Below are 22,202 nucleotides of genomic sequence, written 5' to 3' on the forward strand. Positions count from 1 at the left end.
GGCTTTTCGCCATGCTATAGGCTTACTTTACTTCCTGGATGCGGCCGTCTACAGCGGCGTTGATCGTTTTTTGCTTGATGAACGCTTCTTCCACCAGTTCATACAGCGTAACGCCGGAGTTCATCGCTTTCTTGTTCGTGAACATCGAGTAACCGTCTCCGCCCGAAGCGATAAAATCGTTCGTTACGAGCCTATACGTTTTGGCCGGATCGATCGGCTTGCCGCCAACCTTAACTTCGATCACACGTTCGCCGGCCGGCTTGTCCGGATTATACGTGAAGCTCATGCCGCCAATTTGCGGGAAACGGCCCGCTCCGTTTTCGACCTGGCTGACGCCGTTTTCCAGCGCCGCTTGGATTTCCGCTCCCGTCGCTTCGAGAACGACGAGCGTGTTCGGGAACGGCAGCACGTCGTACAGCGCTTTTTTCGTAATATCGCCTTGATTGATTTGCGTGCGGATGCCGCCGCCGTTCGTCAATGCGACATCGGCTTCGTAGCCCTTGAACGATTTCGATCTTTCCAGCATCGCGTCGGCGATGAAGTTTCCGAGGTTGCTCTCGCGTTTGCGCACGATCGAACGGTCCCCGTCAAGCGGCACCTCCGCTTTCGCGATGACGACGTTCAGCGCCTCGTCGATTTGGCCGGTCACTTTTTTCACCATTTCGGCAACCTCCGGATCGGCGGCCACCTTCTCGTCATATTCGACTAACCCGCCCGTAAAGTTGACCAACTCCTTGCCCAAGTAGTACAGGTCCGCTCGTCCGAGAGATTTCCCGTATTCCCAGTCCTGCACGATGTATGTACCGTTTACGTTTTCCGGCGTACGGATCGGGGTATGAGAATGGCCGCCGACGATGAAGTCGATGCCCGGTACGTTTTTCGCAATTTCGCGGTCGGTTTCGATGCCGACGTGGGACACGACAACGACGTGATCGACCTGCTTTTTCAGCTCGGGTACGAGCTTCTTGGCAATTTCGACCGGCTTCTTGAACGTCAGCCCTTTGACGTTGTCCGGGTGGGTCAAAATCGGCGTTTCGTCGGTTACAAAACCGATGAATGCAAACTTCTGGCCGCCAACCTCAGCGTAATAAACAGGTGTCAACAGCTCGGTGCCGTCCTCTTTAAACACGTTTGCGTTGATGACCGGGTATTTGAGCATCCCTTTCAGCTTCAGCAGCTGCTCGTAGCCAAAATCGAATTCGTGGTTGCCGGCAGCCATCGCATTGTACTCAAGCGAATTCAAAATCGGCACGATCGACTCGCCCTTAAACAGGTTGACGAACACCGTTCCCTGGAATGTATCGCCCGCATCCATCAGCATAAAATTCGGGTTTTCCTCGCGCCACTGCTTGATCAGCGTGGCGATTTTGGCGTAACCGAACTCCTTGTTCCCTGTGTTTTCTTCGATATGTCCGTGTACGTCATTGGTATGGCCGATCGTAATATGCAGGGTGATCGCGTCTCCGAGCGCATTGAAAAACTCCGCTCTCGTGACGGCATCCTTCTCCGGCAGCGACAAGCTGTAGCCCGCTTTGCTTGCCATCTCCGTGATTCTGGAAGCGGTCGGCGCCTGGTTCGGTGCCTTGGCCTCCGCATCGGTGATGATGCCGTTTTTGCTGGCCCAGGCAAGCGCTCCCGCCGCCCAATGAGAAGCGGAAGCGTCCGCCTTCAAATTTTTCTCTCCCTTTACGCGCGCGATAACGGTGACCGCTTCGGCGACCGTTAAATTCCTCTCCAGCGCAAGATTGCCGCTCCCCTCGCCCTCGATAAACGTTTTTTTCTGCATCCAGTCCGCATGCGAAACCGGTTTTACCGGAGCGGCCAGCGCACTTCCCGCGAACAACGTACTAGCAGTGAGGCCGGCCAGGACGGTTAATCTGATTTTCATCATCGATCACTCTCCCATTTTTGTATATGCAAGCTTCATTATAGTAGGTTCACGTTCTGCTAGAGTAAGTGAAATGTAAAGGGAACGTAAATAATTTGTTAAGATTTCACAATTTTCCCGACCGTCTCCGTATCCAGCTTCTGATTGTCATTCAGCAGCGTTCCGTCCAGGTCGGATACGTATAATACGCTCATACTTTTATCCCCCTCGCCGCCCGTTCGCGTTCCTATCAGGAAAACCTCATTCGGTCCACTTCCACCAGCTTTGTTCCTTTGAAAAGGAGTCGGTAAATATCGGGCATCGTCAATTGCTTCCAAAACTCGAAGTTATATGCCGGATCAAAATAGTTCATCATAAGGGTCATAATATCCCCGTGCGTGCCGATGGCTATCTTCTTCCCCTTATGCTCGTCCAGCAGCCTGAGGATAACGTCAATCGCTCTATGTTGAGCTTCCCTGCTCGACTCTCCGCCGAGAAACGAATAGTTAAAGTCTTCGTACAGCAATTGCTTCGACTGGATAAAGCGGTCCCCGATAATAAAGTCCGCCCCCGCCATCTTCCGCTCTCTCAAATCCTCTTCGATAGCGATATCCTTGCCTTGGGCAGCCGCAAGCGGCGCAATCGTCCGGATCGCCCTTTCATAAGGGCTCGATACGAACAATTCGATCTGCTCCTCCGCCAAAACGGCGCTTACTCTCTGAGCGTCTTCCCTTCCTTTATCCGAAAGCCCCCTTTCTCTTTCATTTCCCGGCGTATAGGGAGATTCAGCGTGTCTTATAAAGTAAATCGTTGTACCCGGTAAATCGGCCACTAGCTCGTCCAATCGGGTGCCCTCCTTCCCATCCATGAATATCGCTATAACGAGAGTCCTTTCATCTGCCGTAAAAAACTCCTTCCGTATTTTTGAAGACGGTTAAACTAAAGCTTCTTAATAGACTCCTTAATCGTTCTCTGTTCCTCTTGATCGTAGATCTCATAGATTTCAAAAGTTCCCTTTTCAAAAAACAGCGGAAATCGCCGCTTAAACCACGGCTGCATCGGATAACTAAGCGCCTCTTCGATCGGAATCCAACGCAGCTCGCCTTCCGGCGGGTTTTGCAGCAGCTCGCCTTCGAACGATTTGGCTAAATAATTGAACACCATATAGCGGCTGTTCTGTTTCGGGTCCACAAACTCATCCAGTCCTTTGTACTCCAGTTCCTTCACGCGAAGACCCGTTTCCTCCCAAACCTCACGAATCGCTCCTTCCGTCAAACTTTCCGGAAAGTCGACTTTGCCTCCCGGTCCGATCCATCCCGGAAATCCAAGCTTATCCGGTCTGTTTACAAGAAGCACCTTGTTTCCATTCTGCACCAGGCACATCGTATAAAGAGCAAACTTCACATCTTGATGACCTCTCCCCATTGTGCCGTTCTCCTATCCGTCAAGTTTTTTATACACGATTTCAAAAAAATCCTCATACCTTGTCAAGTAAATATCCGCCCCCGGCGTGTCGTTTTGAAACAGGCAGGTTCTCCGTAATGCTGAATAGCATGGGGAAAAGAAACTTTGAGCCGGGCGTAAACTTCTTCATAGGTGGCGGTGTCACCCAATACGTCTTTAACAATTCTCGTGTATGCCGGGTACGTATCAAACAAAGTGCCGTCAAAATCCCACAGAATGTTCATGGGTTTCTCCGTTCCGTGCTGCTGGAGTATAGCAGGATGCCATCTCTTTTTTGCCAGCCGGCATTCGTCCAGAAACGGTTTCCGACCTCGTTATCTTCGATCACCATGATATGGCACTTGGTTATCCCTTCCGATCTCAGCCTGGACAGGCCGTAATCCACCAACTTGCTGCCGATGGATTGGCCGCGATAGTCCGGGCTTACGGCAACATGGTAAATATACCCTCTCCGTCCATCGTGTCCGCAAAGTATGGTTCCCACGACCCGGCCGTGATCTACGCAAACGAAGCTCAACCCTTTGTTTCTGTTCAAATAAAGCTCGATATTTTCTTTGGAATCCGCATCGCTTAAGGCCATCCCCTCCGTTCGTTTCCATAATTCGATGCACATCTCGTAGTCTTGTAAAGCCATTTCTCTGATCTCGTGCATAGCGGCAGTCTCCTTCATCTTGTTACCAGAAGTTTACATGAAACCTATCCATCCATCAATACCTTTCATCATTAGTAGAAAAAAGAAAAGCCTAAGCAAGTTCCTTTGCTTAAGCTCCCTGATCTACTTATAGGCACCGGGGGGCCCGTTTCTTTAAAGCAGATTTATACGGGGACGTTATATGACATAATGAGGCAGTCTTCGGCATATAATGGCAATGATGTGCTGGGGAGGGATTTACGATGCCGGTTGCTAACGATCTGCCTGTTTGGGAAGAACACCGATTTTGGCTGGAAATATTGTGCGACCATGCCCACTTCTTGAGGGATTATATGTCTCCGGAAGAAGCCGAGTGGGTTTCTGCCGCACAATCCTATATCGACGAATTTCACCGGCTCCGTGAACGGTTGGAGACGTTGGGAAGGGATCTTCCGCCCTCTTCCCCGCAAATGATTCAATTCGCCTTCGAAAGCCAATCCTCCTCCGCCGGTTACTACCGGTTGGAAGGCCATATGCAGCACTTGCGCATTTTCAACAGGATCAATTTGAACCTAACCCCGTCTTTTCTGAACGGCACGTTAAGCGAAAATGCCGAATATTTGCGGCTGCTTTCTTATTTTGTGCGCGGCGAGCATCCTGACCCGCTTCCGCTGATCGCGCTATTGGATTTGTGGCTCGAAGACCAGCTTGGCCACGCTTTGCTGCTTGCCAATGTCCTTGATCCGGCGGAAATTCCGCTTGTCGAGCGGGTGCATGCGGCCGCAAAACAATTTCAGGCCCATATGGCCAAAAATTTAGCTATCAAAGGTTATCTGCGTTTTACCCCGCCGAACTTCCCGCTTCAACTCCGCTTTGCGGCAGAGGTTGCCCAAACGGTGACCGCCTTCTATGAGCTTGTTCTGGAGGTGATCGCCCTGTATAAAGATTCCGAAGTGCTGAACCGGGCGACGCTGCGCTTTCTGGAGCATCACATCCCGGAAACGTGTTATTTCTTAAGCAAGTTGTCGGACTTTAACCGGGACATCCCGATTATTCCCGACTGCCCGCTGACAAAACCTTCTTTTGGGGGGTAGGGTAGTTAACAGCCGTTCCCATCACTGACTAACAGTTTTTGCTTATTCCTCTTGATAGGCAGAGGAGGCTTGTTCTCCATGTGATGAATTCCGTGAGAGGCGATTTCCGAAACGTTTCCTTGCTATTGCTGCATAAGCCAGCGGTTTTCTTTGTATTTCTCTTTTTTCTACATTATTAACCAATGAGTAAATTGTATTTATTAATCCCGGAGTGCTTTCAATAGCCTTTGCTGAATCATTAGTATTAGCAGCATTTATCAAAGGAATCGCAGAAGAGGCAATTGAACATATCGTAGTAAAATTTATATTCCTCCAGTGAAAAGATCTCATTCGGTCTGTTATATAACCAACCTCATCATTTATATCTTCAACGAATATTTTGATTCTATCTTTTCTTTGAGTTTCCGGTATTAATTCTAAATCTAATATAAAACTCTCAACATATCTCCTTAACCTTAACAATTCATAATTGTATTTTTCTTTGAATCGATATAATTCATACGGATTGCCAATCTGATCTGGTAACGGAAATATATCCGGGAGTATTTGTGCGTATAGTTCTTGTTGAACTCTTTGACGAGGATTGCCTCTCTTATTAACAGGCAATAAATATGTTAATCCGTCATAACTATCCGTCGATGGAATAAAATCGGTCTCCTGACCAATTACAGTCGCTAGATAGGTCATGAATAAATTTCCAGTATATGAATCCATAACAAACCACGACCAGCCTTCCCTCCAGGCTAAGCCTCTTTCCATCAATTTTTCTCCTATGCTTTCCAGTTTTCCTAAATGAATTTTTATCGTATCTTTTATTACACCATTAGGATTAATCAATCCGGCATTATTAAGTGCAGCTATATTATGAAATACCGGGTTTCTGTCAATCATCTCAAGAAAAGAATCTTCAAATTTATGAATTCTCCAGGTATATTGTTCGGGAATAATTTGTTCAATCAGCTCCAATTCAACAAGTGAGCGCATATATTTATCTAATTTATGTGGTTTTTCAATAAATTCATATGGAACAATAGAAGCTACTTTATCCCAATATAAAATGGATGAGGTTAACCAAGCTCCCTTAGGTATCGAAATATATGGAAAGTACAGTATTTTATTCATATTTATCCTCCTGAAATAATTCATATGTCGTTGTTACATTTAAACCCCTATCACCACCAAATTGAAAAAAGAACCACCACCAAGATAATTAGTGCAAACACAATCACAAACGATTTGACAAACCCGGAAATAAACTGCAGGGCTTCGCTTTTTTCAAACTTGAACATGTGGAAAAGCCATATAACAACGATCGTTCCAAACATCATTTTTATGGAAAACCGGATCACTTCAAACAAATACTCCCTCATCAGTATAATTCTTGTCTCTACGACGCTGCCCGTATGAACCGTATCCGTATCCGGAAACACCAACAATCCCAGCAAAAAACTTAACACAAAGCTATACACAGCTCCTTTAACGAGCTTTTTCTCCATGAACACGTATCCCCTTCAATCTGCATCTCTGGATTTTTATGTATATTTCAACAATATCCCCTTGATCTCCTCCTTTTTCTGAAAAACAAAGGACAGCCCCCGAAGAGACTGTCCTGATTGTATCCGATCAGCCAAGCTTTACGACTTGACCTGTTGCCTGAGATTCGAACGCGGCCAAAATAACCTTGAGCGAACGCATTCCCTCTTCCCCGGAAATGCTCGGAGGCGTTTTCGTCACGATGCTTTCGACAAATGCGTCGATGACGCCGCTGCTCGTTTGCTTCTCGTTGGTGGCGATGGCGCCGACTTTATAACGCTCCACCGTGCCGTCCCGAAGCTCGACGATGACTTGGTCGTCAGGGTGTGTGCCGATCTTCATCACGCCGTTCTCACACCAGAACACCGTGCTGTTGTCTTCGCCTTTGTAATAAGTCCAGCTGGCGACCAGAGTGCCGATCGCGCCGCTTTTCATGCGCAGCAGACAGGTTGAGTTGTCGTCGACATCGGTGCCTTTTTTATCCAGCGTGCCGACGAACGCGGCAACTTCAACCACTTCGTCGTTCAAAAAGTAACGGATCAGGTCGGACTTATGAACGCCGAGGTCGCCCATAGCGCCCATGATCGCCTCTTCTTTGCGGAAAAACCAGCTGTCGCGTCCGTCGACGCTCCAGCGCTCCGGACCCGGGTGGCCGAACGACGTGCGGAACGTCAGTACCCTGCCGAGGCGTCCGGAATCCAAAATCTCCTTCGCTTTCACGTGTGGAGGCATGAGCCGCTGGTTATGGCCGACCATCAAATAAACGCCGTTTTTGCGGGCCGCTTCGATCATCGCAAGCGCTTCTTCCTCCGTTGCCGCCATCGGCTTCTCGACGAGCACATGCGCGCCGGCGTTGGCGGCGGCGATGGCCGCCGGAGCGTGCAAATAGTTCGGCGTGCACACGCTGACAGCGTCCGCTTTGACTTCCTTCAGCATATCTTCGTAATTGGCGTACGCCTTCGCATTGTGCTTCTTGGCATACAGCTCCGCTCTTTCCAAAACCGGATCGGCGAATGCCACCAGCTCGACATTAGGGTTTTCTTCATATTCGGGAATGTGACGGCGCTGAGCGATAGCTCCGCATCCGATCACGGCGACTTTGATTTTGCTCATGGATCTGTTCCTCCTAAAAATGTGGTTATCGCCAGTTATGGATCAGGCGTTTTGGAAAGCCGGCAAATAATGCTGCTGAAGCCACTTCATGCTGATCGTGACGCTTTCGATCGACGGTCCTTGGCAGCGGTCCTGCTCGACGATCAGCCATTCGACACCCGCATCGGACGAAGCGGAGATGACGCCGTTCAGATCGACGCTGCCGACGCCGAGCTCGACCGTGTTCATTTTGCCTTCCGCATCCTTCGTGAAATCTTTCAAGTGCAGCAGTGGAAGTCTGCCGGCGTATTTGCCGATGTATTCGGTCGGATTTTGTCCGGCGAACTGAACCCAGCATACGTCCATCTCAACTTTGACGGCATCGGCGGAAGTCGCCGTGTACATCGCATCGAAGGCAAACTCTCCGTCCACCTGCAGATGGAATTCGAAATCGTGGTTATGGTAAGCGAACTGCAGTCCCTGCTTTTTCGCTTCTTCGCCGACCTGCTGGAAGAAAGCGTAGATCCCTTTCCAGTCTTCGGCGGTTTGCCGGTCTTCAGGCGCTACGTAAGGACAGATGAGATAAGGAGCGCCGATCGTTTTCAGGTAAGCGATTTCACCGGCAAGATTTTCTTTCAGGTTTTTGAGGCTGACATGTGCGCCTATCGCCTTCAGGTTCAGCTCTTGAAGCAAATCGCGAAGCTCTTCTGCGGCCAAGCCGCCGTAACCGGCGAATTCAACGCCTTCGTAGCCCAGCTCGGCCACGCGGCGAAGCGTTCCGGTAAAGTCCTTGGCCGTTTCGTCACGGAGCGTGTACATTTGCAAACCGATGCCCATTCTTCTCATATTCTCTCTCCTAACGTTATTGAAGGATCAATGCCCAACTACTATTGTATAAGCAAATCGCTTATAATGGGAATGAACTATATGGTCAGTACATGAACTATTTTGCTAAAAAGTGACGGTGCAAAGATGTCGGCAGAGCTCTTGATTTGCGGATATTCGTATCATTCTCAACGTTTTTACAACGGTCATAAAAGCGGCTTGCCTTCCTACCTATTCCGGCTGCAAACCGAAGGAAGCTGCCACGCTTTGGTGAACGGAAGTTTCGTTCCGATCCAGGGCGGGGATTTGCTGCTGTTTAAACCGGGAGACCCTTACGAACTGCGGATCGAGGAGCACGATACGCCGCGGAACGGAGCGGTCGTCGCCAGCGGGGACTATTATGTGATGTGCCGCGGAACGTGGCTCGACGAATGGTGGAACCGGGTGCCTTCTCGCCCCCCGCTGACCCGCATCAATATGAGTGAAAGTTTGCTCGGGACGTGGCGGCAGCTCATTTTGGAACGGAGAAGAATCGGGGAGGAAAATCCTGAGATTACCGATTATTTGCTGCGCACGTTGTGCCTGCAGCTCGAGCGGGCCGTCTCGGAGACGAATGCGTACCGCGGCAAATCGTTTACCGGCGCGCGGATGAAAAGTTACGTGGAAGAACATGCGAATATGCCGTTCAAAGTCGAGGACGTGGCGAACCACGTCGGTCTCAGCGTTTCCCGTGCGGTTCATTTGTTCAAGCAAATTTTCGGCAAAACGATGATCCAATACGCACTGGAAATCCGGCTGTCCACCGCGATCGAACGGATGAAATACAGCACGATGACGCTGGAGCAAATCGCGGAAAGCTGCGGCTTCGGCAGCTATTCGTATTTTCACCGGGTGTTCCGGGAAAAATACGGCGTCTCCCCCACCGATTACCGCAGCAGCGAAACGGTGGAACCTGGTGCTCGTTCCGATTGAGCCGTTCACCGTGAACCCTTTGGCAAGTCTGCGGCAAATCTTGTTTAAAATACTCCACCTTTCTTAAAATTTTAGAATTACCAACCTGCCCGCCGTACGATTAATATAAATTTGTTTTCATAACATTAAACGGCGGGTGAGATGATGAAAGTCAGATTTTTGTTGTCGGCGGCATTAAGCTTCACCGTATTGGCCGGGTGCGAGGGCGGACCCGAATCCCCCATTGCGCAAACGGCTTCAAGCGCTCCATCGCCCCAAACTCCGCAAGCGCAATCATCCTCCGGCGGCAACGAGCTGCTGAATTACACGGTGTGGCCGCAATTTTATATCAAAGAGGAAATTTGGGAGCAGCAGGTCGGAAGGTACCTCGCCAAGAAGTTTCCCGGCGTCACTTTCAAACATATCCAATGGGATAACCCGGGCAGGCAGTTTAAGGACCTGCTCGCGGCGGGAACCGTCCCCGACATCGTGATCGACGATTCCGCCCGCAACACATACCGGGAAATTCGCAGGTACAATTTGGAGTACGACATGACCGAGCTCATCAAAAAGTACAATTTCGATACCGGCAAAATAAATCCGGCCATGCTGCAGCAGTCCGTTATCGCTTCGGACGGGAAGCTTTATTCGCTGCCGTACAGCTCCGCCGAATGGGTGCTGGTATACAACAAGGACATTTTCGACAAATTCGGCGTCGAATACCCCAAGCCCGGTTTGACGTGGGACGAAGCTTACGAGCTGGCCAAAAAGCTGACGCGGCAGGAAGGTGACATCACTTACAAAGGGTTCCAGGTGAACCCTTCCCATTACATGATGTGGAACCAGCTGTCGGAGCCTTCGCTCGATCCGAATGAAGACAAGGCTGCACTAATTTCAGACAATTGGACGAAAATTACAAATAACATTCGGCGTTTCTATGATATTCCCGGCAATCAGCTCGTCAAAACGAACGCATTCTCCCAAGGCAAGATCGCCATGGCCATCGATACCGTAGATACCGTAGCCAAATGGGCGAGCGAAAACAAAAACCTGAACTGGGATTTTTCCGCAGTTCCGGTGTTCCCGGAAGCGCCCCATGCGAAATTCCAACCGCAATCGACCGCCATGTTTATCACAAATCAGTCCAAGCAAAAAGAACTTGCATTCCAGGTGATCGATTATATATTATCGCCGGAAATGCAGAAAGCCGCCGAAGAACGTGGATCCTACAGCGAAGATCAATAATATTCCGCACCTATAATACGGCCTTCGCCAGCAGCTCGTAAGACCGCAGGCGCTGGCCGTATTCCTGCGCCAACGTGACGATCATAAACTCTTCCGCACCAAGCCTCTCCCGCAGCTCCAGCAGCCTTAGCTTCACCTGCTCCGCCGTTCCCGCAAGCAGCCGGGCCCGCCGCTCCGCAAGCGCCTCCTCCGGCAGCTCGGCGGCGCCGCGGCCGAACACCGTCGCCCCGGCGGCGGCAATCCGGCGCGCCTCATCCTCCGTCTCCGCGCACACGGCCTGTACGGTTACGATCGTCTGCGGCTTGGCGAACGCCGCCGACGGCCGGAAGCCGTCGCGATAAGCCGCCATCGCCTCCGTTCCGTCGTGCTCGCTCATGAAATGCCCGAACGCATAACCCGCGCCGAATTCGGCGGCGTACTTTGCGCTTTTGACGTTGGTGCCGAGCAGCCACAGCTCGGGCGGGACGGACGGCACCGGGCGCGCAATGACCGGCTCGCCTTCGATCCGATACGTGTGCGAGAGCAGCGCCGTCAAATCGCCAAGCGCTTCAGGGAGCCGGCCGACCTGCTCGAGAAACCGCTCGTTCAGCGCCATCGTCGCATGGGCCGACCCGCCGGGAGCCCGACCGATGCCAAGATCGATCCGGCCCGGATACAGCGCGGCGAGCAGATGAAACGCCTCCGCCACCTTCAGCGGCTTGTAATGCGGCAGCAGCACCGCCCCCGAGCCGATGCGGATGCGGCTCGTCCGCATGCCGATATGCGCGAGCAGCACCTCCGGGCTTGCCGACGCCAGCACCTCCATGTCATGGTGCTCCGACGTCCAGTAGCGGCTGTATCCGAGCCTTTCGGCGGTTTGTGCGAGCAGCGCCGCCTGGCGCAGCGCCTCCTCCGGGCCGCTTCCTTCCAGGATCGGCACCATATCGAGCACGCTCAGTTTAAGTTTCGGTTCCACATAACTCCCCCTTTTTTCTTATCCGCCCCCGCAAACAAAACAAAAACGGCAGCATCCCCGGATCGCTCCGGGGCTCTGCCGTATTTTGCTTATGCCCGCAAACGCATGATTTCGTTCAGTTCCGGCTGTTGCCGGTAATTGCCGCGAGAAACCGCAAAATGTAAAGGAACAAATTGATGAAATCGAGATAAATGTTCAGCGCTGCGAGCGGCACTTCTTCCGCCGCGACGCCGTGTTTATACTGCGAGACGTCGTACAGAACCCAGCCACTGAAGATCAGAATGCCCAGCAACGACCAGACGAGATTCATCGTCCCGCCCATCGGGACAAACATCGCAATCAGGCTCATCACGATCAGGCCGATCGTCGCCGCAAACAGAAATCCGCCCAGGTAGCTGAAATCTCTTTGCGAACGGTGCGCGTAAAAAGCCAGTCCGCCGAAAATAGCCGCCGTCGCGAAAAACGCTCCCGACACGAGGTTTGCTCCGATCAGACCGCCGTACGTCTGAATGACCGGATAAAGCGTTACCCCGGAAACCGCGGTAAACGCATACAGGAACCCGTAGCCGATATGCCGCCCCCGGATCCGGATAATAAAAGCGGCTACGAGCATCACCAATTCCACAACGATGAACAACGGTACCAGCGAAGCCGGAATGAACAGAGCGCCAAGCAGCGTGCCTACGAAGGATAACAGCAGCGATAAAGCGAATGTCTGCAGTACGTGGGCGAAAGAACCGGAATGCGCGTAAGACACTGTTCTTTGTTGCATATAAACCGCCTCCTTCTTGAACAATCCTTTTGGTTTATATTATGTGGGATTTTCCATTTTACGTCAACGGAAATGCATATTGCTGCACAAGCCCGGCCGCGCCGCAAACAAGAGAAAAACCCGCGCAGATCGTTCATTCGCGGGTCGCTTGATAAGGTCAGGAGTGGCCGAGATCTTCAACTTCGGTTTGCGGCGTGTAAGCGACGACCGAAACCGGCTGATCCAGCTCGCCGGACAACTCCTGCTCGAACTTGCGGATGCGCTCCAGAACCGTTTTTTTATTATCCAGATTGAGAGGCCGGTAATTTCCTGCTTGAGAGTTGTCCATTTGAACGCTCCTTTGCTGCGAAGGTTTTCTTTACTCCCGCGGACCGTCAGTGCTTATGGTTAGGCAGCTTTTCCTCCGGATGATTGTTGCCGTGCGTTCTCCGGTTTTTATCATCCTTGCGCTGCGTATCGTGCAGCTTCTCTACGAAGCCGGACGTATCCATATTGTTCATGTTGTTCGTGTTTGGCATCCTGGCCGTCCCCTCCTTCCGCCGGTAATGGAACCAATCGGTAGTATGCCCGGAGAAAACGGCAAATATGTTACTTCGACACCTTGTCCAGCACGGCATCGACCAGCGCGTTGAACACGTCGTCGTCCTCTTCGATCAGATCCTCAAGCTGTTCGATCTCTTCCTCGGAGCCCGATTCCTTGGCGAAATTCAAGCTGTAGTTCCAATTTCGCGAATCGTCGCTCTGCAAAGTCACTTCATACGTCGATTTATGGCCGTCCATTCCGACTTCCACGTGGCCGAGGTAGCCTTTATCCTTGCTGTGGCTTGCTTTGACATTAATAATTCGCATACTCACTTTTGAATGTCACTCCTTTTTATGCGCTGGGGGGCGTCTCGGGCAGCGGAATCCAACCCTGGCCGACCCCGTAATAAAACAACACGATCGTGATGAGCCCGATCACGAGAAAAACGGCTCCCTGCACCGGCTTTCTTTGAAAAAAGCGGACAAATGCAAAGCTGATGAACGAACCCATAATCAGTAAGGCAATGAGAATAATAATGGTAGCCATTCGAACGATCCCCTATGTGCAAAAAATGTAAAACCTCATCTAACGTACCATTGTTCGGCCGAAATTTCAAACGGTACGGTCCGCCGCTGCCGAACGCTCCATCCCGCGGCTGACGATGGCGAATACGACGACGCAAGCGAGTGCGATAAACGAATTGTACAGAAACACCGTCCGCATCCCGACCCAATCGCTCGCCACGCCGCCCAGAAAGCTCCCGATAATCCGCGCCACTCCGAGGTTGAGCAGACCGTTCAGCGTTTGTCCGCTCGCCCGCAGCTCCTTCGGCACCTCCTTGCTGATATACGTCGCCATCGTCACGGTAATCACTATAAGGATGAGCCCGTGAAGCAGCTGAACCGGCAGCACGACAAGCGGATCGTGGACGAAATAATAAAGCAGCCACCGGAAAAACGTCGCAGCTCCCGCAACCAGAAATATCGTGCGGATCGGCACGCGTTCGAACAGCTTTTTCGAATACAGCAAAAAAGGAATTTCGCTCAGCGACGAGATGACCATCGACCAGCCGAGCAGCACGCTGTCCGCTCCAAGCTCCTTAAAGTATACCGGAAAAAACGAATAAAAAAAGCCGAGCGTCACCTGCAGCCCGAAGCTGATCGACATATAGAGCATCAGCTGCTTGTGCTTGAACAGCACCCATACCTGCATTTTGGGGCCGACCGACTGGTAGCCGGCGATTTTCGGAAATCTCAGCATTAGCGCAAAAGAAACCGCCATCACGAGAGCAAGCACCCAGAACATCAGGCCGAGATGAGTTTTCGCGACGATGCCGAAAACAAGCGACATGACGGCAAAGCCGATCGTCCCTCCCATGCGGATCATCCCGAACGACCAGGTGCGCCGTTTCTCCACCTCTTCCAGGGCGATCGCATCGCTGATCGCGAAAATCGACGTCTGGAAAAACGTGAAGATGCATATGACAAGCAGCAAATAACCGAACCGGTCCGATATTGGAAAAAATAAAGCGGAAATCCCTGTCCCGACGATCAAGGTTTGCAGCACGCGGTTTTTCGTCGGCGCCCTGTCCCCGACCGCTCCCCAGACGGGCTGGGCGAGAATTGCCACAAGCGGTCCGAGGCTGAGCAGCACGCCGATTTGCGACTTGGACAAGCCGATATCGTTAAAATAAACCGGAATGAATGTGCCGTACACGGCGTTCACCATGTAAATAAATGCGTAAAAAAGCGTGAAAGTCACAAGCAAATTCAATACCATCGTCTTCTTTCGCGAAAATATACGAGAGTCCGATGACCATTATCTCACGAGTCGTTCAAAAAGAAAATCCCTGCGGGGTGCAGGGATTTCTTTCAGGACCAATCGCTGTCTTGGCCGTTATGACCGATTGCGCCGTTTTCCTTCAGATCCACATCGGATTTGCTGTCGTCTATTCTAAATCCTAGTCGCTCGTGTGCAGCCGTATCCTCTTTCGGATGAATCAGCTTCGGGTCGTCGTTATGTTCGGCAGGCATGGAAAACACTCCTTGGCATGCAAAATGAAATGCTCCGGATAGTGTCCCCCGAACCGGTTCCGGTGATTCGCCCGTTTCCGCAGTTGAGGTCCGCTTGAGCAGCCCCGGGCAGCCGATTACCCGCGAGCGTTTGTGGCGTTTGAAGCGGGAGCCGTCTCTCGGGCGGCAGCCTTTCCGGCCGGCACGATCCGCAGCATCAGGTGGGCCAGCCATGCAGTGACGCAGCCAAGCGCCCCGACGATCATAAAACCTTGACCGAGCGTCAGCCAATCGCCCGCGGCCCCCATGAACAAAGGCCCGAGGAACATGCCTAGACCGTAGATCGCCTGGTAAAATCCCATCGCCGTCGCGCGCTTGCCGGATTCCATATGTTTGATGCTGAGCGACATCAGCACCGGGGAAGCGAAACCTCGCCCCAAACCGGCCAGCGCCTGAGTAAACAGAAGCATGCCGAAGCTCGGCAACACCGGAATCAGCACGGTGAACACGCCGCTCAGTACAAATCCGGCGATGACGACGTTTTTTTCGCCGATTTTGCGGGACAAGTACGATCCGCCGATCCACGAAGCGAGTGCGGTCGGAAATGTCGAAAAAAACGTAAGCAGCCCCATATCCAGCTTCGTCGCCCCAAGCGACTGGGCAAACACCGGCGTAAAGCCGAATACGGTCGCGAACGTCAGCACCTGGAACAGGATGGACAGAAAGGAAACGGTCAGCAGCGTCCGGTCTTTCGCCACTTCCACAACGCCGCTGTAAGTAATCTTTTGCGCGTTATCGTCGAATTTTTCCACCAGGAAAAATGAAGCGGCAAAACCGATCGTTCCGACGACCGCGCCGATCAGAAACGAAGCCTCCCAGCTGAAATGGTCGGCGAACCAGCCTCCCGACAGGATCCCGGTCATTTGCCCGAGCGAGTTGTAGAAGGATATCGTCCCCATCGCTTTTGTCGTTTCTTCCTGCTTGTAGTAGCTCGCAAACAATATCGTAAAGTCGACCCAGGTGGCGGCGGCCGCTCCGGCGAGCGCTCGAAGCAGCAAAATCCAGGTCACTTCCTGCGAGATGAGGATGCCGGCGCCGGCCAGCACGGAGAACAGCAATCCGAACGAAATGAACAGCCTTCTTTTATGAAAACGGTCGGAAACGATGCCGACGGGGATGCGCAGCAGCATCTGGCTTAAGCCGTACATGCCGACGATCATCCCCGCCATTTTGTGCGATGCGCCCAAATATTCCACATAAGCCGCCAAAATCGGGACGCACGTATACATCGAAAACCAGAAAAGCAAAGTGACTGTACAAAACAAAGGAATGCGGTAAGATCGGCTTGATTCGGACATTGAGGGCTCCTCCTTCGGCGATGTCGGACAAGGAAAAAGCCACCCGTTTTACGGATGGCTGAACTCAAATTGTACGCGCATACATCCTGATCCCATTATAGGAAACATTCGTATAGCCCGGCAAGCATGAAAAAAAAGGTACGCTAGTTACCTTGAAGTAACTTGGTCGGAATGCAAACGATCGTCCCCGGCGGGACTACGGCTTGCAGGCGAGCTGCCGGACGTTATCGCACCATCAATGTTGCAATCTGGCCGTTGCGCTGTTATAAATACAGCTCGTCGTCCGTATGCTCGCAACAAATCCGCACCTTATCCGCCGGAAGCACGAGCGTTACCTGGTCCTCCTCCTGCAGTTCGATCGTCTCCGCCGTCGACATATCGACCAGGCATAGTCCTGCCGTATGCCGCACAACCCAATACCGCCTTCCGTCAATTAGAAAGAGCACTTCGCCTTGGCGCCAATCCGTACGCTTATCGACCACTTGTCCCACCTCGATACAGCGTATGCCGGGAGATATCCATTCATTCCGGTAAATTTGCCGTTGCTTTTTTGCCGGAAGTGGTCCGGATTCGAAAATTCGCTATTGCGGCGCCTGCCGAATCGTGCTAATATACTGTTTGTGTCTTGGAAAACCTGTCCAAGCCGCTGCAAGTGGAGCTGTGGTGTAGAGGCCTAACATGCCTGCCTGTCACGCAGGAGACCGCGGGTTCGAATCCCGTCAGCTCCGCCATTGATTTACTTCTTGCAGGGATGAGAACCATGAGGTTCGTCGGAGCTTCGCTTCGTTAGCGTTACTTCGCAGTCTCGGAGTGAAACGGAGAGCATCCCGTCAGCTCCGCCATTGATATACTTCTTTTGCAGGGATGGGAACATCCTCCAACACCATAACCGACCGAGCAGGGTGATCCCCCTGCTCTTTTTTGCATTACATCCCAACGAAAAGGTGACGGTCGCCATGAAACGGGGACGCTTCGCCCCTACCCCATCGGGACAATTGCATATCGGCAACGCACGGACCGCGCTGCTCGCCTGGCTGCAAATCCGCTCGGCCCAAGGCCGCTTTGTGCTGCGCATGGAGGATATCGACAAGCCGCGCTCCAAGCCGGAATTGGCCAGGCAAATAGTAGACGATTTGCTCTGGCTGGGGCTTGATTGGGACGAAGGCCCGGGAGCCGGCGGCGATTATGGTCCTTATGTGCAAAGCGAACGCGAATTTTTGTACGGCGAAGCGCTGGATAAATTGATGCGGCAAGGTTTGCTGTATCCGTGTTACTGCAGCCGGGCCGAACTGGTCGGCATTGCGAGCGCGCCGCACGGTCTTTCCTCCGAAGGTCCCGTTTACCCGGGCACATGCCGCTCCCTGACTTCGGAGCAGCGCGCCGTCAAGCAGGCGGTTAAAACACCTTCGCTGCGCTTCGCGATGCCCGACAAGGAAATGGTCTTCGACGATCTGGTTGCGGGAAAGCAGCGTTTTCCCGCCGGCGCCGGAGGAGACTTCGTTGTCAAACGAGCCGACGGCATTTTCGCTTATCAGCTTGCTGTCGTTGTAGACGATGCGGCGATGCGCATCACCGACGTATTGCGCGGGGTCGATCTGCTCGATTCCACACCGCGCCAGCTGGCGTTATACGAAGCGCTTGGGCTGGACGCGCCGCGGTTCGCCCACGTGCCGCTGCTTTACGGCCCCGATGGGAAGCGGCTTTCCAAACGTCATGGCGCCGTATCCGTCACAGGCATGCGTGCGGCGGGAACTTCCCCGGAAAAGGTGATCGGCTGCCTCGCCTATTGGAGCGGTCTCATCAGCTGTCCGGAGCCGGTCAAAGCAAGCGACCTCGTTCCGCTGTTCGATGCGGCGAAAATTCCCACTGGCGATATTTTGATCGATTCCAATACGCTGGATCGTTTGTCACGAAGTTAAGCCGTCTGTTCGGCTCGGTAGTTCACCTAACCTCTGCCCAACTTAGTGCTGCCGCCGCAAGTCATGTATTATGTTAAGGGGATCCGACAGCCAATCCTTATATGACAAAATCAAGCACCTGCTCATACGGCAAATAATTGACCGCGCCTGCCAACGCCGGCGTGTAAACGTGAAATGTAATCAGCCGCTCTTCTCTTGCATTCCGCATTTGATGAACCTGCCCTTTGGGCGCTGTAAAAAATTCGTTTGTCCCGACAACAAAAGAGGCGGCCTCAATCGGATAACAGTACGCATCAAGCCGGTATATTGCGTTTTCCAGCTCGCCCTCCAGCACGATTCCGCAGCCGATGCTGTCCCCGTGATCGTGAATCGCGGTCTCGGCTTTTCCCGGCAAATGAATGAGTACGGCCTCCACCTCTTCGCTTTTGAACATAATCGTTCTGCCGTACGGCAAATAGGTCGGGTTTTGAATAAACGGCTGTACTTGCTCCGCGGTTAGCTCCAGGCTTTGAATCGCCCACTGCAGCTCGCGAAGCGACGGTTTTTTCACGCGCTGAAACGTTTGACGAATCGAGGTAATCAAATCCATATGGATTCCTCCCTAATTTATTATATTTCATTTGAATTTTCATAAATTTTTCTTATAAATTAGACGCATTTTTTTAGCTCCATAGCACTAATATATTCCGGTTTTTCCCGCAAGGTGAATGACAAAGACGGAGGAGATACTTTTTTGGAGCAGCAACCTAATATAACGCGACGGACTTTTATGAAAAAAGGAGTCACGCTGCTCGCGGCAGCGTTTGCGGCTCCTCCCGCTTCGTTCGGATATGCCCGTTACATCGAACCCGGGTGGCTTGCGGTCAAGGAGTTGACCTTGTCGTTCGAACGGCTGCCCTCCCCTTTCGACGGGCTGCGAGTCGTTCAATTCAGCGACGTACATATGGGGTATCATTATTCGGCCGGCGATTTGAGCAGGTTAGCGGATCGCATTGCGGAGCTTAAACCCGATTTGATCGCTTTCACCGGCGATTTGTACGACTCGGTCGTGGACGCCGATCCGTCCGCATGCATCGATGCCTTATCGAAGCTAAAAGCACCGCTGGGCGTATATGCGGTGCTTGGCAATCACGATTATTATGACGATGCGGGCAAAGCGGCCAAAGTGCTCGCCGAGGGTGGTTTGCGCGTGCTGCGCAATGAAGGCGTCCTGCAAAAGCGCGGCAGCTCGGCCATTCGTATCGCCGGCGTCGAAGATATGTGGGAAGGCAAACCCGATCTCGCCAAAGCTCTTAAACAAGGCGGCTCCGAAACGTTTACCCTGCTGCTTTCACACGCGCCCGATTTTGCAGACGAAGCTTTGGCTTCACCTGTCGATTTGCAGCTGTCCGGTCACAGCCATGGCGGACAGGTTCGGCTGCCGCTTTACGGGCACATTTTCACGCCGCCATATTCCCGTAAGTATGTGGACGGGCTTTACCGCCTCGGCGATAGTAAGCTTCAGCTGTACGTGAACCGCGGGATCGGAGTTTCCGTGTACCCGGTTCGTTTTTGCTGCAGGCCGGAGCTGACGGTCTTGACTTTAAGGCGCCAATAGCTTTTAGATTGAGTAGATACAATCTACCGAGGGCAGCCCTCTGATCTTAAACGAAGCACTTTCGATTCCTTTCCCGGTACTCCCCGGGAGTGAGGCCGTTCATTTTCTTAAACAGAGTGAAGAAGTAGCCTTGACTCACAAAGCCGGCCTTCTCCATGATCAGCACGATCGGCTCATCCGTTTCCGCAAGCAGTTTCTTTACTTCATTCAGCCTGACCTCATTGACATAATCCGAGAAGGATTGCGAGGTTAGCTTCTTATAAAGCCTGCCGAGATACACCGGAGACATATTCACCTGCTCGGCGATTTGCTCAATGGATAATGCCGGGTTGGAGTAATGGACCCCAACATACGCTTGAATTTGCTGCAGCAGCTCCTCGTATTTATCCTGCTGCCTCGTTCGGCTTTGAAGCATACACCGCTCCAATCGCGTTGTGAAATAGGCATGGATGTCCGTCAACGTCTCCAGCTTCGCCATTTCCGACATGCAGGTAGGAAAATGAAACGGCTCAGGCCCGTTCCCTCTCGCACGACTTGTGTCCTCCAACGCAAGCAGCAGCCGTGTGAGCATCATTCGCAGCACTCTTGGTTCGTAAGAAGCGGCGTCCTCTACCATCGCCCGATAGCCTTCCATCACAGCATCAGGTTTCCCCAACATCATGGCATCCGTCAACCGTTTCTCCAAATGCTGGGGATATTCATACGTCTCCGCCTCTTTGCGGCTGCGCACTTCGGATTGTACGTCAATGACACACTCGTGCCCGGCATACACCCGGTAGGCTGCACCTTCCTGCACCTCTTGGTAGAGCAGATCGATCTGCTGCAGCGAGGAAACGGGGGGACTAATCACGATGCTGGTCGATTGACGAATGTAAGTCCGAACCGCTTCTTGAATAGAGCGGCTCAGCGGCACGAGGTCGCAGTTCGCCTCACCGGGCCCCACAGGCCGGAGCTGCAGGATGAGCACAAGGGAGTCCTCCTCCAGCTCCACTACGTTGGAGCGGGCGTAGGGCTTACTTAGTTCCCTAGCAATATTCCCGATCCCGAATTTGAGCAATTGGCGGTCTCGGGGAGGATAGCTCTCGCAGAACGCAGCATGATGATCCAGCTTCATGAGCAGCAAACAGAAGCTTCCCTGATCCGTGAAGGGGTGATCCAATTCCGCCAGCTTCTTACGCAGAGTTTCCGCGGGAATCACTTGTTCCCCAAGCAGCAGACTTTTCATAAGCTCCTGCAGCCGCAAGGCATGCATCGAGCGCTTCTCTGTCTTCAGTCCGGACAGCTCCGTCATCATACGTCCGATCGGCTGAAACAGCTTCCTCGATAACAGAAAGGCTCCCGCCACCCCAAGCAAGAGGATCAGTGCGGCCAAGCCGAACGTCCATTGCTTCCATTGGGTGAGCTGGGCCAACACCTGCCCATAGGGGGTAACTCGAACAAATATCCATCCGTTAGGTTCATGTGAAATATAGCTGACAAGCGCTTTCTCTCCACGAGCCTGCTCCACGAAAAAACCCGAGGTCATCCTGCTGCCGAGTATTCTTTCAATGACACTGTCGTTTCGGCGGTCAGTACCGACGGGTGAACCTGCCTGTGCGGTGACGGTATGGCCTTCTTTATCAATAATGAATGTATTCTTTTGACCGCCCGACTCCAGGGCGGCTATGATGCTGTTCATACGTTCGGCCGAAACGTTGATAACGATCGCTTCCTGGGGAATGCCGCTGCTCCAATCGGAATCGCTGAACAGATAGGAATAAACGGATCGGCTTTCCCCCTCCGTATAAGGCTTATAAGGGTTAGGCATGAGTCTGGGAATGGGCAGGAACGGTTTGATGGACGTGGTGCCCTGCACTCGGGCACGGTACGTTTGCACAATTCCGCTGTCGAAGAAGTCCTGCGCCCGCTGCTCGCCGTAGTCAACCAAGGTGGAGTAGAATACGTCCCGGGAAGCGTTGTAAATATAAATGGAATCTATAAAAGGCGAAGTGTTGCGGTAGGCGGTCAGTCTGGCGAGCGCTTCCGTCAGTTCATCCGGAGCGGCCTTGCGGTACAAAAGCTTGGCAATCAAGGGATCGAAGTATGCCTGCAGGGCAAGCACCTTCACCGAATCATTCATCAGCGTCGCGCTGTAGCTCACCTGAAGCAAGCTGTCCTTGTCATAGTTATGAACCAGCCCAAGCGCAAGCCTCTCAAAGTTGATATACAGCAAGCTGGATACCGCAGCGATCGTAATCGTCACCGTCATGGTCATGGTAAGGAATAAACGAGAATAGAGCTTGCCTTGGTTTTTAAACGGGAACATGCCCTCTCCTCACCGCTTTCCGACGTCAGAATTTCATTTCTATTTTAGGAACTATTATT

The 22,202-nt window shown here is 52.3% G+C and carries 25 protein-coding genes, 1 tRNA gene and 2 pseudogenes; 7 read left to right on the forward strand and 21 right to left on the reverse strand.

All coding sequences use genetic code 11. The features are described 5' to 3' along the window. Window positions 1–22: 22 nt before the first annotated feature. From MYS68_RS13085 to MYS68_RS13105, 5 genes and pseudogenes are all read right to left on the reverse strand, one after another. Window positions 23–1,891 carry a bifunctional metallophosphatase/5'-nucleotidase gene (locus MYS68_RS13085; RefSeq protein ID WP_248926265.1) on the reverse strand — a complete coding sequence of 623 codons (1,869 nt, stop codon included), beginning with the start codon at window positions 1,889–1,891 and terminating at the stop codon, window positions 23–25. Window positions 1,892–2,117: 226 nt separating this feature from the next. Continuing rightward, on the reverse strand, window positions 2,118–2,711 hold the full coding sequence (locus tag MYS68_RS13090; protein ID WP_248926266.1) for a histidine phosphatase family protein: 594 nt from the start codon (window positions 2,709–2,711) through the stop codon (window positions 2,118–2,120). 95 nt (window positions 2,712–2,806) lie between these two features. After that, entirely contained in the window at window positions 2,807–3,292 is a 486-nt protein-coding gene (locus tag MYS68_RS13095) for an 8-oxo-dGTP diphosphatase (protein ID WP_248926267.1), read from the reverse strand. A gap of 113 nt (window positions 3,293–3,405) precedes the next feature. Beyond that, a pseudogene (locus MYS68_RS13100) lies at window positions 3,406–3,555 on the reverse strand (HAD family hydrolase); the annotation flags it as partial. Continuing rightward, window positions 3,552–3,983, reverse strand: a complete 432-nt coding sequence (locus MYS68_RS13105) for a GNAT family N-acetyltransferase (protein WP_248926268.1) — start codon at window positions 3,981–3,983, stop codon at window positions 3,552–3,554. The pseudogene MYS68_RS13100 and the gene MYS68_RS13105, both read right to left, overlap by 4 nt. 242 nt (window positions 3,984–4,225) lie before the next feature. On the opposite strand from MYS68_RS13105, the gene MYS68_RS13110 reads away from it, so the two are divergent. Then, window positions 4,226–5,056, forward strand: a complete 831-nt coding sequence (locus tag MYS68_RS13110) for a DUF2935 domain-containing protein (protein ID WP_248926269.1) — start codon at window positions 4,226–4,228, stop codon at window positions 5,054–5,056. Window positions 5,057–5,098: 42 nt separating this feature from the next. On the opposite strand, the gene MYS68_RS13115 is transcribed toward MYS68_RS13110, so the two are convergent. From MYS68_RS13115 to MYS68_RS13130, 4 genes are all read right to left on the reverse strand, one after another. Continuing rightward, window positions 5,099–6,178: a hypothetical protein gene (locus tag MYS68_RS13115; protein WP_248926270.1), complete on the reverse strand. Its 1,080-nt coding sequence runs from the start codon at window positions 6,176–6,178 to the stop codon at window positions 5,099–5,101. Between the two features lie 50 nt (window positions 6,179–6,228). Next, complete coding sequence (locus tag MYS68_RS13120; RefSeq protein ID WP_248926271.1) at window positions 6,229–6,552, reverse strand: hypothetical protein; 324 nt, start codon at window positions 6,550–6,552, stop codon at window positions 6,229–6,231. Between the two features lie 127 nt (window positions 6,553–6,679). Next, window positions 6,680–7,702 (reverse strand): Gfo/Idh/MocA family protein, encoded by a 1,023-nt coding sequence (locus MYS68_RS13125; protein WP_248926272.1) that lies wholly within the window; start codon window positions 7,700–7,702, stop codon window positions 6,680–6,682. 42 nt (window positions 7,703–7,744) lie between these two features. Further along, window positions 7,745–8,527: a sugar phosphate isomerase/epimerase family protein gene (locus tag MYS68_RS13130; RefSeq protein WP_248926273.1), complete on the reverse strand. Its 783-nt coding sequence runs from the start codon at window positions 8,525–8,527 to the stop codon at window positions 7,745–7,747. Window positions 8,528–8,653: 126 nt separating this feature from the next. On the opposite strand from MYS68_RS13130, the pseudogene MYS68_RS13135 reads away from it, so the two are divergent. The 3 genes and pseudogenes from MYS68_RS13135 to MYS68_RS13140 all read left to right on the forward strand — a co-directional run. After that, window positions 8,654–9,232, forward strand: a pseudogene (locus tag MYS68_RS13135) (AraC family ligand binding domain-containing protein); the annotation flags it as partial. 15 nt (window positions 9,233–9,247) lie between these two features. Next, entirely contained in the window at window positions 9,248–9,478 is a 231-nt protein-coding gene (locus MYS68_RS39090) for a helix-turn-helix domain-containing protein (RefSeq protein WP_420852214.1), read from the forward strand. 141 nt (window positions 9,479–9,619) lie between these two features. Then, window positions 9,620–10,702 (forward strand): ABC transporter substrate-binding protein, encoded by a 1,083-nt coding sequence (locus tag MYS68_RS13140; protein WP_248926275.1) that lies wholly within the window; start codon window positions 9,620–9,622, stop codon window positions 10,700–10,702. Between the two features lie 10 nt (window positions 10,703–10,712). Here MYS68_RS13140 and MYS68_RS13145 read toward each other — a convergent pair whose 3' ends face one another. From MYS68_RS13145 to MYS68_RS13190, 10 genes are all read right to left on the reverse strand, one after another. Then, window positions 10,713–11,657: an MsnO8 family LLM class oxidoreductase gene (locus MYS68_RS13145; protein WP_248926276.1), complete on the reverse strand. Its 945-nt coding sequence runs from the start codon at window positions 11,655–11,657 to the stop codon at window positions 10,713–10,715. Between the two features lie 115 nt (window positions 11,658–11,772). Continuing rightward, window positions 11,773–12,429 carry a Bax inhibitor-1/YccA family protein gene (locus MYS68_RS13150; protein ID WP_248926277.1) on the reverse strand — a complete coding sequence of 219 codons (657 nt, stop codon included), beginning with the start codon at window positions 12,427–12,429 and terminating at the stop codon, window positions 11,773–11,775. Between the two features lie 157 nt (window positions 12,430–12,586). Continuing rightward, window positions 12,587–12,757 carry a hypothetical protein gene (locus MYS68_RS13155; protein WP_248926278.1) on the reverse strand — a complete coding sequence of 57 codons (171 nt, stop codon included), beginning with the start codon at window positions 12,755–12,757 and terminating at the stop codon, window positions 12,587–12,589. A 46-nt stretch (window positions 12,758–12,803) separates the two neighbouring features. Next, on the reverse strand, window positions 12,804–12,947 hold the full coding sequence (locus tag MYS68_RS13160) for a DUF4023 domain-containing protein (RefSeq protein WP_420852116.1): 144 nt from the start codon (window positions 12,945–12,947) through the stop codon (window positions 12,804–12,806). 70 nt (window positions 12,948–13,017) lie between these two features. Continuing rightward, window positions 13,018–13,278: a hypothetical protein gene (locus MYS68_RS13165; RefSeq protein WP_248930902.1), complete on the reverse strand. Its 261-nt coding sequence runs from the start codon at window positions 13,276–13,278 to the stop codon at window positions 13,018–13,020. A 25-nt stretch (window positions 13,279–13,303) separates the two neighbouring features. After that, entirely contained in the window at window positions 13,304–13,498 is a 195-nt protein-coding gene (locus MYS68_RS13170) for a hypothetical protein (protein ID WP_248926279.1), read from the reverse strand. A 66-nt stretch (window positions 13,499–13,564) separates the two neighbouring features. Further along, window positions 13,565–14,731, reverse strand: a complete 1,167-nt coding sequence (locus MYS68_RS13175) for an MFS transporter (RefSeq protein WP_420852117.1) — start codon at window positions 14,729–14,731, stop codon at window positions 13,565–13,567. A gap of 92 nt (window positions 14,732–14,823) precedes the next feature. Then, window positions 14,824–14,985 carry a hypothetical protein gene (locus tag MYS68_RS13180; protein WP_248926281.1) on the reverse strand — a complete coding sequence of 54 codons (162 nt, stop codon included), beginning with the start codon at window positions 14,983–14,985 and terminating at the stop codon, window positions 14,824–14,826. Between the two features lie 116 nt (window positions 14,986–15,101). Further along, entirely contained in the window at window positions 15,102–16,322 is a 1,221-nt protein-coding gene (locus MYS68_RS13185) for an MFS transporter (RefSeq protein WP_248926282.1), read from the reverse strand. A 263-nt stretch (window positions 16,323–16,585) separates the two neighbouring features. Further along, a complete protein-coding gene (locus MYS68_RS13190) occupies window positions 16,586–16,804 on the reverse strand; it encodes a hypothetical protein (protein ID WP_248926283.1) in 219 nt (72 codons plus the stop codon). Between the two features lie 172 nt (window positions 16,805–16,976). On the opposite strand from MYS68_RS13190, the gene MYS68_RS13195 reads away from it, so the two are divergent. Both MYS68_RS13195 and gluQRS read left to right on the forward strand, forming a co-directional pair. After that, a tRNA-Asp gene (locus MYS68_RS13195) sits at window positions 16,977–17,053 on the forward strand. A 225-nt stretch (window positions 17,054–17,278) separates the two neighbouring features. Then, the gene (gene gluQRS / locus MYS68_RS13200) at window positions 17,279–18,241 is read left to right on the forward strand and encodes a tRNA glutamyl-Q(34) synthetase GluQRS (RefSeq protein WP_248926284.1); all 963 of its coding nucleotides are present in this window, start codon (window positions 17,279–17,281) and stop codon (window positions 18,239–18,241) included. Between the two features lie 97 nt (window positions 18,242–18,338). On the opposite strand, the gene MYS68_RS13205 is transcribed toward gluQRS, so the two are convergent. Further along, the gene (locus tag MYS68_RS13205) at window positions 18,339–18,830 is read right to left on the reverse strand and encodes a cysteine dioxygenase (protein ID WP_248926285.1); all 492 of its coding nucleotides are present in this window, start codon (window positions 18,828–18,830) and stop codon (window positions 18,339–18,341) included. A gap of 144 nt (window positions 18,831–18,974) precedes the next feature. On the opposite strand from MYS68_RS13205, the gene MYS68_RS13210 reads away from it, so the two are divergent. Beyond that, window positions 18,975–19,838 carry a metallophosphoesterase gene (locus MYS68_RS13210; protein WP_248926286.1) on the forward strand — a complete coding sequence of 288 codons (864 nt, stop codon included), beginning with the start codon at window positions 18,975–18,977 and terminating at the stop codon, window positions 19,836–19,838. A gap of 46 nt (window positions 19,839–19,884) precedes the next feature. On the opposite strand, the gene MYS68_RS13215 is transcribed toward MYS68_RS13210, so the two are convergent. Beyond that, entirely contained in the window at window positions 19,885–22,143 is a 2,259-nt protein-coding gene (locus MYS68_RS13215) for an AraC family transcriptional regulator (protein ID WP_248926287.1), read from the reverse strand. Window positions 22,144–22,202 lie beyond the last annotated feature (59 nt).

Origin of the sequence: Paenibacillus hamazuiensis, assembly GCF_023276405.1 — a bacterium.
GTDB lineage: Bacteria > Bacillota > Bacilli > Paenibacillales > NBRC-103111 > Paenibacillus_AF > Paenibacillus_AF hamazuiensis.